The following is an 11,613-nucleotide window of genomic DNA, read 5'->3' on the forward strand; positions in this document are numbered from 1 at the left end:
GTCCGACGCGCGGGGCGGGCGTGCCGGGGGCGGCCGGTGGGCGGCGCGGCTCGGGCACGGGGTCCGGTTCCCGCTCCCGCTCCCGCTCCGGCTCCCGCTCCGGCGGTACGGGGTCCGGCCGTACGGGGTCCGGTCCCGGTGTGACCGCCCGCGGCGGCTCCTGCGGGCCGCCGTCCGCACCGTCTTCCGCCGCCAGCCCGGCCAGCCGTGCCAGCCACACCGCATCGGCCATGTCGACAGCCGTGGGGCCGTCCTCGTGGCCGCCGAGGAGCCCGGCCAGGACGGCCCTGAGCCCGTCGGGGTGCTCGGGATGCTCGGGGTGCTCGGGTGGCGGCGGCGGTTCCGGCGCTGGCGGTGCCATGGCGGGCGCGGGTCAGGACTCGTTGAGGGGGCGGAGGAGGACGCTCTCGATGAACTCGCGGTCCTGCCGGCCTGACCACAGGCCGCGGTCGGCCATCAACAGGGCGTTCAGGAGCTGGTCGTTGGCAAGCTCCGCGCCCTCCTCGCGCTGGCGCCGCAGGAACTCGGCGATGACCGCGGTGCGTTCGGCCGCCGCGCCGGGGGCGCCGGGTCCCAGGTGCGCGGTGACCATCGCGGCGAGCCGGTCCGCGTCCGGCGGCTGGATCTCCAGCCGGACGCAGCGACGCAGGAAAGCGGCCGGGAACTCCCGCTCGGCGTTGCTCGTCAAGACGGTGAAGGGGAACTGAGCACAGCGCACCGTCCCGCCAGTGACGGTGGCCGTCCGCGCACCGTCCGCGGTCATGACTTCCTGATCACCCGGCCCCAGCCGGGCGAGTTCCGGAATCCCGAATTCGCCTTCCTCGAAGACGTTCAGCAGGTCATTGGGCAGATCGAGATCACTCTTGTCGATCTCGTCGATGAGCAGCACCCGCGGGTGCCGCCAGGGCAGCAGCGCCGTGCCGAGGGGACCGAGCCGCAGATAGCGGCCGACGGGCGGCGGCTCCTCCCGGCCGGTGCCGCCCCCGGTGCCGTCCGTCCCGGTGCCGCCCGTGCTCCCCGCCGGACCGCGTCCCATGCCCGCGTCGTGCAGACGGCCGATCGCGTCGTACGCGTACAGGCCGTCGCGCAAGGTGGCGCGGCTGGTGATCGGCCAGCGCAGTACGGGACCGAGGCGCAGTTCGTGGGCGACCGCGTAGGCGAGTGTCGACTTGCCGACTCCCGGCTTGCCCGTGATGAGCAGGGGGCGGCGCAGGTGCAGGGCCAGGTTGACGAGCTGCACCCCGCGCCGGTCGGCCTGGTAGGCGACGGCCTGGCGGTCGCGGCCGAGCCGCCGGGCGGTCGCGCCGTCCGCGCCCGGTCCGGCGCCGTCGGCGGGCGGCGGGGGCAGTTCGCCGCGGTCGCCGTACTCGGCGCCGAAGGCCCGCCACGCGGGGGCCTCCGGCAGGCCGTCGATGCCGTCGTGCGGGGTGCCGGTACCCCGGTACACCCACCAGTCGTCGCCGTTCGCCGTCACCGCACCGCTCCTTGTCCTGTGCGTCCTGTGCGTCGTGTGTGTCCGGTGCGCGTCGTCCGCATGTCAGGCCATCCCCGCGTACGGCGTGTCCTGGTCGGCGTCCACGCTGTCCGGGTCGTCCCAGAGCAGCGTGATGTTGTTCCGCACGTCGTCGGCGCCCGCCGTCCTGCCGTGCTTGCGGCAGCGGTGCACGGTCTCCGGCAGGTCGAGCAGCCGGGCCGGGGGGTGGGCGCGCAGCGCCGTCACCAGCTCGCGCGGGTCGCCGGGGTCGCGCCGCCACAGCATGACGGGCACGCCCTCGGTGTACAGCGCGTCCTTCACGGCCGCGAGCAGGTGCGCCGAGAGCCGGTCGTAAGGCACGGTCAGGCCGAGGCAGGCCAACTCGGGCTGCCGTACGAGGGATTCGGTCAGCTCGTCGGCGGCGGACTGCCCGTGCAGCCGGGGCCAGGAGATCCGGCCGAGCGCGTCGTCCGCCGGGTCCGTCTCCAGGGCCCCGGTTCCGGCCGTGTCGCCGTCACCGCCGCCGTGCGCGCCCGCCGCCGCTCGCCGCGGGTCCTGGCGCAGGTGCTGCCAGCGCTGCCGCCACGCGCCGATGACCCACGAGTCGGTGTACCGCTCAAGGGACCGTACGACGACGGGGTGGTGCCGGCCGAGCGGAGTACGGGTCGGCCCGGCCGACCACAGCTCGGCGCTATAGCCCAACAGGGCCTCGGGCAGCAGGAATTCGACCCGGACGCCGCCGCCCGCGCCGCGCACCTCGCGGGCCAGTTCCGTCCACGCCGACATCCGCGCGCTGCCCGCGCCGGTCAGCTCGCTGCGGCGGAAGGGCTCGCTGGGCGGCAGCGCCGCCACCCGGCGCAGCGGGCCGCCGTGCACGGCCTGCCGGTAGTAGGCGCCGCGCAGTTCGTAGCTGCCGTCCTCGACATGCTCGGGACCCGCGGCCTCGACGCGGATCTGCACGATCAGCCGGTCGGCGGCTTCCGGGCTCTCGGTGCCGCCAGCCGTCCCGCTGTCCCCGACCCGGCCGCCGCCCAGCGCGCCGAGCAGCTCGCGCAGAGCGGCCCAACGGGCGTACGCGGCAAGGTCGGTGTCGGCCGTGACGGAGCCGAGGAAGCTCAGCAGGGGTACCGCCCGGCCCGCGTCGCCGCTGAGGCCGCCGCCCCGCAGGTCGGACAGGCGCACCAGGATCTCCGGCAGGGTCTCGCGGCCGGTGAGCAGCGCGGTGCCGGGCGCGCCGTGCGGGACATGGCGCGCGAGCTGGGCGGGGGAGGGGAGGAACGGGGTGTCCGCGCGCAGCGCGGTGAGGACGGTGAGCGAGGTGTCGGGCGCCAGGGGCGCCGTGCCGGTCAGGCCGAGGACGGCCAACTCCAGCCACGGCAGGGCCTTGTCGTACGGCGCCTGGCCGCGCAGCGCCGCCCGCAGCGCGTCCAGTGCCGCGTCGGGGTCGGGGCGGTTCTCGATCGCGCCGACGAGATTGCGCAGATGGGCGCGGGCGACGAACTCCTCGCGGACGTCGAGCCGGAAGCGGGCCCGGCGCGCGCCCCGCCCGGTGCCAGGACCGTACGGCCGCGGCTCGTGGCGCTCCGCCGCCTCGTCCATCCGCTGGAGCAGGTCGAGCCGGTCGCCGTGCCGGGACAACTGCGGGAAGTCCTCCAGGAGTTCACCCAGCAGCTCGGCCGCGCCGACCGGCCACGGACCCCCGTCGGCCCCCGGACCGGCACCGTCCCCGGCCCTGCCCACCTTGGCCAGCAGGCGCTTCGCCGTCCACTTCCCCTCCACGGAACCCATCGCGCTACGCGTCCCCCCAGCCGCCGACCGCCCGCCCGACCAGGTCGCGCAGCCGCTCCAGGGCCCGGTCGTCCGGCACGATCTCCTCCATCGCCGTGTACAGGGCGCGCCACGCGGCCCCCTCGTCCCGGAAACGGCGGCAGCTCAGCACCAGCCGGAAGAGGTGGTCCCGGCGGCTCGGCCGCTCCTCCACCTCGAAGGAGTACGGCAGGCCGAGGTGGTCGCCCATCCGGTCGAGCAGGTCGTAGCGGTGGTCCGCGCGTCCCAGAGAGGAGAACGCCAGCAGGGCGTCGACCAGTTCCCTGTCGGTGGGCGGCGGGCCGGGCGCGGCGGCCGTCGGGGCGGAGCCGGCCGGGGCGGAGGCGGCCGGGGCGCCGGCGATGCCGAGGACGCCGCGCAGGGCGGAGACCGGGGTGCACCAGCCGCCCCGGTCGTCCCTGTACGAGCGGCTGCCCTTCACCACACCGACCACGAGACCGGCCCGGTCGAGCAGCATGCTGCCGCTGAAGCCCTCGCGGACGCCGTCGCCCAGCACCCGGAGGAAGTCGCCGGACCTGGCTCCTGTGCGCAGCGCGAGCGAGTCCGGCTGGACGCCGGGGGAGGGGGTGAACTCCGAGTAGCCGAGCGCCGTCACCTCGGTGCCCGGCTCGGGGTCACTGGCCGCGAGCGACGCGACGGGGTGCCCGGACCACCCGGTCACGGTCAGCAGCGCCAGATCCGGATACGGGTGGAAGCGCCCGCCGTCGCTGTGCGGAGGCACCGCCCGTACGCCGTCCGCCGTCACGGGACCACCGCCGGACGGGTGACGTACGACGATTCCGGCCGCCCCGGCCACCACGTGTGCTGCGGTGACGACGAGCCCGTCCCGTACGAGGAAGCCGCTGCCCCGGAAGGTCCCGCCGATCTCCAGCCACACCGCCCCTAAGCGCGCCTCGCCGCCCAGCGGCCCGGCGCCCCACCAGGCGACGGCCCCAGCGCTCACGGCTGTCCGCCGGACCCGGAGCCCGTGTCCCCGGCCGGGTCGGTCCCGTCCGCGGCGGCTCCGCCGACCGCCGTCACCGCCGCTTCCGCGCGGGCTCTGCGCGCCGCCAGGTCCCAGGAGAGGCGTACGGTCAGGCTCGCCTCGCTGCCCGCCTCCGCGATGATCCCGAAGAGCTGGCCGGACTTCACGGCCAGATTGAGGCCGAACTCGACCTCGAAGGCGTCGGGGGAACCGGCGGCGCCGCCCTCGGTCACCGTTTCGGCCGCCCAGCGGCCCACACTGCGGACGGTGTCGCGCACCTGGCCCAGGCTCAGGGCGACGGCCGAGCCCAGCGCGGCGGCGCGGCGGCCGATGTCGACGCCGACGTCGCCGTACGAGTCGGCGCCGCCCGCACCGGAGGCGGCCTCACCGGGCTGCCGGAAGGTGAGGTCGCCGATCACCTCGGCCTCCACCGTCGAGCCGTCGCCCAGGTCGATCGTCACGGTCTCCGTCATGGCGTTCCCTCCCCGTCCCGCCAGCAGGATAGAGGCGCCCGACGGCACGCCGTGCGGCTTTCCCCACCTGCCCCCCGACCGAGACCGCTGCCGCACCCCAGCCGTATCGGGGCCGTCCGCCCGCCGTGCCCCCCCGCCGGACATCCACCGGACGCTGTCCGCCGCGCCCCGACCGGCCGCTGCCGGACCCTGTCAGCGCGGCCTCCCTCGCCCCGCCGGGCCATTCCGGCCATTACGGCGCGCGTCAGCGGGCACGTACTACGTCGTGGACAACGTGCGGTGTCCGCGGGCGCGCCTACCGTGAGAGACGGGACGGCAGCACATGCGGACCCCTGAACCAACTCCTGAAGGGCGGACCCACCGTGACAACGACAGGCGCAGCCGCGTACGCGTTCTGGCTGGCGGGCCGTGAGGCCACCGGTACGGACACCTTCGATGTGACCAGCCCGTGGGACGGCGCGGCGGTCGGCCGGGTGAGCGTGCCGACGGACGCGCAGGTCGAGGAGGCGGTGGCGGCGGCAGCGGCGGCGCAGGCCGCGTTCTCGGCGACACCCGCCCATGTGCGCGCGGCGGCGCTCGACCATGTGTCGAAGCGGCTCGCCGAGCGGTCGGAGGAGGTCGCCCGGCTGATCACGGCGGAGAACGGCAAGCCGATGAAGTGGTCGCGCGGCGAGGTCGGCCGCGCCGTGTCCGTCTTCCGCTGGGCCGCGGAGGAGGCCCGCCGCTTCAACAGCGGCGAGGCGCAGCGGCTGGACACCGACGCGGGCGGCGTCGGGCGGCTCGCGCTGACCCGCCGCTTCAGCCGCGGCCCGGTGCTCGGCATCGCGCCGTTCAACTTCCCGCTCAACCTGGTGGCCCACAAGATCGCCCCGGCCATCGCGGTCGGCACGCCGATCATCCTCAAGCCCGCCCCCGCGACCCCGCTGTCCGCGCTGCTGCTCGGCGAACTCCTCGCCGAGACCACCGGCCTGCCCGAGGGCGCCTGGAGCGTGCTGCCGGTGGCGAACGACCGGATGTCCTCGCTGGTCCAGGACCCGCGGCTGCCGGTGATCTCCTTCACCGGCTCCGACACCGTCGGCTACCAGATCATGGACTCCGTGCCCCGCAAGCACGTCACCCTCGAACTGGGCGGCAACGCCGCCGCCGTCGTCCTCGCCGACTGGTCGTCCGAGGCCGACCTGGACTGGGCGGCGAGCCGGATCGCCACCTTCGCCAACTACCAGGCGGGCCAGTCCTGCATCTCGGTGCAGCGGGTCATCGCCGACACCGCCGTCTACGACGCGCTCGCCGAGAAGATCGTCGCCAAGGTGCGCGCGCAGGCGGTCGGCGACCCCGGCGACGACGCGACCGACGTCGGTCCGCTGGTCAGCGAGGCCGCCGCCGAGCGCGTCGCCTCCTGGGTCGACGACGCGGTGGGCAAGGGCGCCAAGCTGCTGACCGGCGGGGTGCGGGACGGCGCGAGCTACGCCCCGACCGTCCTGGCCGACCTGCCCGCCGACGCCGTCCTCGCCTCGGCCGAGGCATTCGGCCCCGTCCTGTCGCTGCACCGGGTGAACGGCGCCGACGAGGCTTTCGCCGCCGTCAACGACTCCCGCTTCGGCCTCCAGAGCGGCGTGTTCACCCACGACCTCCAGACCGCCTTCCGCGCCCACCGCGAGCTGGAGGTCGGCGGCGTCATCATCGGCGACGCGCCCTCCTACCGCGCCGACCAGATGCCGTACGGCGGTGTGAAGGACTCCGGCACCGGGCGCGAAGGCGTCAAGTACGCGATGGACGACTACACGTACGAGCGCGTGCTGGTCCTCACCGGCCTGGACCTCTGAGGCCGCGGGAGGCGCCGACAGGCGCCGACAGGCGTCAATAGGTGTCAACTGACGTCACAGCATTCGGCCGACCTCGCGCCGCGGATGGTCGGGTCGGCCGGATTCGGGTAGTACGGACAAGTAGCACCGGTTGGTAACCGGCTACCCGGAGGTGACGCAACCGTGTCCGCACCCACCGCACGCAAGGTCTCGGAGCGCGAAGCACGTCAGGTGGCGGAGGCCGCCAGGGAACAGGACTGGCGCAAGCCCAGCTTCGCCAAGGAACTGTTCCTCGGCCGCTTCCGCCTCGACCTGATCCACCCCCACCCGCTGCCCGCGGCCGAGGCGGTGGAGCAGGGCGAGGCGTTCCTCGACCTGCTCAAGGGCTTCTGCGAGACGAAGGTCGACGGCGCGAGGATCGAGCGCGAGGCGCTGATTCCCGACGAGACGATCGCGGGCCTGAAGGAACTCGGCGCCTTCGGGATGAAGATCGACACCGCGTACGGCGGCCTCGGCCTCACCCAGGTGTACTACAACAAGGCGCTGGCCCTCGCCGGTTCCGCGAGCCCCGCGATCGGCGCGCTGCTGTCGGCCCATCAGTCGATCGGCGTACCGCAGCCGCTGAAGATGTTCGGCACGGCGGAGCAGAAGGAGAAGTTCCTGCCGCGCTGCGCCCGTACCGACATCAGCGCGTTCCTGCTCACCGAGCCCGACGTCGGCTCCGATCCGGCGCGGCTGGCCACCAGCGCGGTCCGCGACGGCGACGACTACGTACTCGACGGCGTGAAGCTGTGGACCACCAACGGCGTCATCGCGGACCTGCTCGTCGTCATGGCCCGGGTGCCGAAGCCGGAGGGCGGCGCGGACACCTACGAGGACCACAGGGGCGGCATCACCGCCTTCGTCGTGGAGGCCGACTCCGCGGGCATCACCGTGGAGAACCGCAACGCCTTCATGGGCCTGCGCGGCCTGGAGAACGGTGTCACCCGCTTCCACCAGGTCCGGGTCCCGGCCGCGAACCGGATCGGCGCCGAGGGCGCGGGCCTGAAGATCGCGCTGACCACCCTGAACACCGGCCGCCTGTCGCTGCCCGCCGTGTGCGCGGGCGCGGGCAAGTGGTGTCTGAAGATCGCCCGCGAGTGGTCGGCCGCCCGTGAGCAGTGGGGCAAGCCGATCGCCGAGCACGAAGCCGTCGGCGCGAAGATCGCGTACATCGCCGCCACCACCTTCGCGCTCGAAGCCGTCCTGGACCTGTCGTCCCAGATGGCGGACGAGAACCGCAACGACATCCGGATCGAGGCCGCGCTGGCCAAGCTCTTCGGCTCGGAGGCCGCCTGTCTGATGGCCGACGAATTGGTGCAGATCCGCGGCGGGCGCGGCTTCGAGACCGCCGACTCGCTGGCCGCCCGCGGCGAGCGCGCCGTCCCGGCCGAGCAGATGCTGCGCGACCTGCGGATCAACCGGATCTTCGAGGGCTCCACCGAGATCATGCACCTGCTGATCGCCCGCGAGGCGGTCGACGCCCACCTGTCCGTGGCGGGCGACCTCATCGACCCCGACACCACCCTGGGCGACAAGGCCAAGGCGGGCGCCAAGGCAGGCGGCTTCTACGCCCGCTGGCTGCCCAGACTCGTCGCGGGCCCCGGTCAGCTCCCCACCTCGTACACCGAATTCGGGCCGCTCGCCGCACACCTGCGGTACGTGGAGCGCAGCGCGCGCAAGCTGGCCCGCTGCACCTTCTACGCGATGTCGCGCTGGCAGGGCCGGATGGAGACCAAGCAGAACTTCCTCGCCCGGATCGTCGACATCGGCGCGGAACTCTTCGCGATGAGCGCCGCCTGCGTCCGCGCCCAGCACCTGGCCGCGACCGGCGAGCACGGCCAGGAGGCCCGACGCCTCGCCGACGCCTTCTGCCACCAGTCGCGCATCCGCACCGAGGAACTGTTCGCCCGGCTGTGGACCAACACCGACAGCACCGACCGCCGCCTCACCCGCTCCGTGCTCAACGGCGACCTCACCTGGCTGGAAGCCGGAATCGTCGACCCCAGCCGCGAGGGCCCGTGGATCGCGGAGGCCGAGCCCGGCCCGACGCGGGCGGACGACGTCCGCCGACCGGTGCACTGACAGCCGCCACGGCAGGACAGAATGGCCCCATGACGGACGCTCTCGCAGACCCGCACTACCGCCCGTACACGACCGGAGAGGCGGCGGCCGGCGGCCGACGGGACATCGTGATCCTCGGCTCGACCGGCTCCGTCGGCACCCAGGCCATCGACGTGGTGCTCCGCAACCCGGACCGCTTCCGCGTCGTGGCCATCTCCGCCGCGGGCAGCCGCGTGGAACTGCTCGCCGAACAGGCGCACCAGCTTCAGGTGCGGACGGTCGCGGTCGCCGACGAGGCTGCCGTGGAGCCGCTGCGACAGGCCCTGACCAGGCACTTCGGCCCCGGCAACGGGCCGGAGCTGCTGGTCGGCCCGGAAGCCGCCACCCAGGCCGCGGCCCTGGAGTGCCACGCGGTGCTCAACGGCATCACCGGCTCGATCGGCCTGCGGCCCACGCTGGCGGCGCTGGAGGCCGACCGGGTGCTGATCCTCGCCAACAAGGAGTCGCTGATCGTCGGCGGCCCCCTGGTGAAGGCCGTCGCGAAGCCCGGCCAGATCGTGCCCGTCGACTCCGAGCACTCCGCGCTCTTCCAGGCGATGCTCGGCGGCAGCCGCGCCGAGGTCCGCAAGCTCGTCGTCACCGCCTCCGGCGGCCCCTTCCGCGGCCGTACCCGCGAGGAACTGGCCGACGTCAAGCCCGCCGACGCCCTCGCGCACCCCACCTGGGACATGGGCCCGGTGATCACCGTCAACTCCGCGACCCTGGTCAACAAGGGCCTTGAGGTCATCGAGGCGCACCTGCTCTACGACATCCCGTTCGAGCGGATCGAGGTCGTCGTCCACCCCCAGTCCTACATTCACTCGATGGTGGAGTTCGTGGACGGCTCGACGCTCGCCCAGGCCAGCCCGCCCGACATGCGGATGCCGATCGCGCTGGGTCTCGGCTGGCCGGACCGGGTGCCGGACGCCGCCCCCGCCTTCGACTGGTCGAAAGCCTCGACGTGGGAATTCTTCCCGCTCGACGAGGACGCGTTCCCGTCCGTCGCATTGGCGCGACATGTGGGTAGCCTCGGAGGCACCGCGCCCGCGGTGTTCAACGCGGCCAACGAGGAGTGCGTCGACGCCTTCCTCGCCGGCCGGCTGCCGTTCACCGGGATCGTGGACACCGTCGCGAAGGTCGTCGAGGAACATGGCGTGCCCGGGACGGGAACTCGACTGACCGTCGAGGACGTCCTCGAAGCGGAGGCGTGGGCCCGTGCCCGCGCCAGGGAACTGGCGAACGTGAACGGGAACAACGGGAGTGCGGACGTGAACGGGAACGTGAACACGAGCGCGTCGACATCGGAGGCAGCAGGCGTATGACCGCTCTCATGACGGTCCTCGGCATAGTGGTCTTCGCCGTGGGCCTGATGGTCTCCATCGCCTGGCACGAGCTGGGCCACCTCTCCACGGCCAAGCTCTTCAAGATCCGTGTGCCGCAGTACATGGTCGGCTTCGGCCCGACGATCTGGTCCCGGCACAAGGGCGAGACCGAGTACGGCTTCAAGGCCGTGCCGCTCGGCGGCTACATCCGCATGATCGGGATGTTCCCGCCGGGGGCGGACGGCAAGGTCTCCGCCCGGTCGACCTCGCCGTGGCGCAGCATGATCGAGGACGCCCGCTCGGCGGCGTACGAGGAGCTCCAGCCCGGCGACGAGACGCGGATGTTCTACACGCGCAAGCCGTGGAAGCGCGTCATCGTGATGTTCGCCGGACCGTTCATGAACCTGATCCTGGCCGTCGCGCTGTTCCTCGGCGTGTTCATGGGCTTCGGCATCAGCATGCGCACCACCGTGGTCAGCCAGGTCAGCGACTGTGTGATCTCGCAGGCGGACACCGCCAAGCGCGACGTGAACAACCCGTGCCTGCCCTCCGACCCGGTCGCGCCCGCCAAGACCGCGGGCTTCAAGGCCGGCGACAAGATCGTGGAGTTCAACGACCAGCCGGTCGGCGACTGGAACGCCCTGTCCAAGGACATCCGCGACGGTATCGGCCCGGCCAGCGTCGTCGTGGTCCGCGACGGACAGCGGCTCACCCTGCACCCGACGATCACCACCAACACCGTCGCCAAGACCGACAGCGACGGCAACTACGTGGACGGCACGGTCAAGGCGGGCTTCCTCGGCTTCAGCCCGGCCAGCCACATCCAGCCGCTGGGCTTCACCGATTCCGTGAACCACATGGGCGACATGGCCAAACAGGGCGTGAATTCTCTGATCAGCCTGCCCAAGCGGATTCCCGACCTGTGGAACGCGGCCTTCAACGGCGCGCAGCGCAAGCCGGACTCCCCGATGGGCGTCGTCGGCGCCGCCCGCGTCGGCGGCGAGGTCTTCGCGCTCCAGGAGCCCGCCATCAACCGCGTCATGACCATGGTCATGCTCGTCGGCGGCTTCAACCTCTCGCTGTTCCTGTTCAACATGCTCCCGCTGCTGCCGCTGGACGGCGGCCACATCGCGGGCGCGCTGTGGGAGTCCGTCCGGCGCAAGGCCGCCAAGGTCTTCCGCAAGCCGGACCCCGGGCCCTTCGACGTCGCCAAGCTCATGCCGATCGCCTATGTCGTGGCCGGAATCTTTGTGTCCTTCACCTTGCTTGTCCTGATCGCCGACGTGGTCAACCCCGTCAAACTGAGTTCGTAATGGGATGAGGGGCGTGTGGGTCGTGGGCGGGGTGCCGTAACCTCGGTTATCGGAGCCCGCCCACGCGGGACCTCGATCCACACCTTGGGGATGCCACGCAATGACCGCGATTTCGCTCGGGATGCCAGATGTTCCGATCAAGCTCGCCGAACGCCGCAAGAGCCGTCAGATCCAGGTCGGGTCGGTCCCGGTGGGTGGGGACGCGCCTGTTTCCGTTCAGTCGATGACGACGACCCGTACGTCGGACATCGGTGCCACTCTTCAGCAGATCGCGGAGCTGACGGCTTCGGGGTGTC

At 72.9% G+C, this 11,613-nt stretch carries 9 protein-coding genes and 1 pseudogene; 5 read left to right on the top strand and 5 right to left on the bottom strand.

Features of this window, described 5'->3' with window-relative positions; all coding sequences use genetic code 11:
* The 5 genes and pseudogenes from BGM09_RS35770 to BGM09_RS35790 form a co-directional block, all read right to left on the bottom strand.
* Nucleotides 1-361: pseudogene (locus BGM09_RS35770) on the bottom strand (hypothetical protein); the annotation flags it as partial.
* Nucleotides 362-373: 12 nt separating this feature from the next.
* Complete coding sequence (locus BGM09_RS35775; RefSeq protein WP_188285922.1) at nucleotides 374-1,474, bottom strand: AAA family ATPase; 1,101 nt, start codon at nucleotides 1,472-1,474, stop codon at nucleotides 374-376.
* Between the two features lie 63 nt (nucleotides 1,475-1,537).
* Entirely contained in the window at nucleotides 1,538-3,262 is a 1,725-nt protein-coding gene (locus BGM09_RS35780) for a hypothetical protein (RefSeq protein ID WP_188285923.1), read from the bottom strand.
* Nucleotides 3,263-3,266: 4 nt separating this feature from the next.
* Entirely contained in the window at nucleotides 3,267-4,244 is a 978-nt protein-coding gene (locus BGM09_RS35785) for a trypsin-like peptidase domain-containing protein (RefSeq protein WP_188285924.1), read from the bottom strand.
* Nucleotides 4,241-4,738, bottom strand: coding sequence for a CU044_2847 family protein (locus tag BGM09_RS35790; protein ID WP_188285925.1), 498 nt, complete (start codon nucleotides 4,736-4,738; stop codon nucleotides 4,241-4,243). Before BGM09_RS35790 ends, BGM09_RS35785 begins: the two co-directional genes overlap by 4 nt.
* A gap of 362 nt (nucleotides 4,739-5,100) precedes the next feature.
* On the opposite strand from BGM09_RS35790, the gene BGM09_RS35795 reads away from it, so the two are divergent.
* From BGM09_RS35795 to BGM09_RS35815, 5 genes are all read left to right on the top strand, one after another.
* A complete protein-coding gene (locus BGM09_RS35795; protein WP_188285926.1) occupies nucleotides 5,101-6,561 on the top strand; it encodes an aldehyde dehydrogenase family protein in 1,461 nt (486 codons plus the stop codon).
* Between the two features lie 162 nt (nucleotides 6,562-6,723).
* Nucleotides 6,724-8,664 (top strand): acyl-CoA dehydrogenase family protein, encoded by a 1,941-nt coding sequence (locus BGM09_RS35800; protein WP_188285927.1) that lies wholly within the window; start codon nucleotides 6,724-6,726, stop codon nucleotides 8,662-8,664.
* 29 nt (nucleotides 8,665-8,693) lie between these two features.
* Complete coding sequence (gene dxr, locus BGM09_RS35805) at nucleotides 8,694-10,004, top strand: 1-deoxy-D-xylulose-5-phosphate reductoisomerase (protein ID WP_188285928.1); 1,311 nt, start codon at nucleotides 8,694-8,696, stop codon at nucleotides 10,002-10,004.
* Nucleotides 10,001-11,317 (top strand): M50 family metallopeptidase, encoded by a 1,317-nt coding sequence (locus tag BGM09_RS35810; protein WP_188285929.1) that lies wholly within the window; start codon nucleotides 10,001-10,003, stop codon nucleotides 11,315-11,317. Before dxr ends, BGM09_RS35810 begins: the two co-directional genes overlap by 4 nt.
* Before the next feature lie 100 nt (nucleotides 11,318-11,417).
* The coding region (locus BGM09_RS35815) for a flavodoxin-dependent (E)-4-hydroxy-3-methylbut-2-enyl-diphosphate synthase (protein ID WP_188285930.1) at nucleotides 11,418-11,613 on the top strand (196 nt) is incomplete at its 3' end.

The sequence above is a fragment of the Streptomyces sp. CBMA29 genome, assembly GCF_014596445.1.
GTDB lineage: Bacteria > Actinomycetota > Actinomycetes > Streptomycetales > Streptomycetaceae > Actinacidiphila.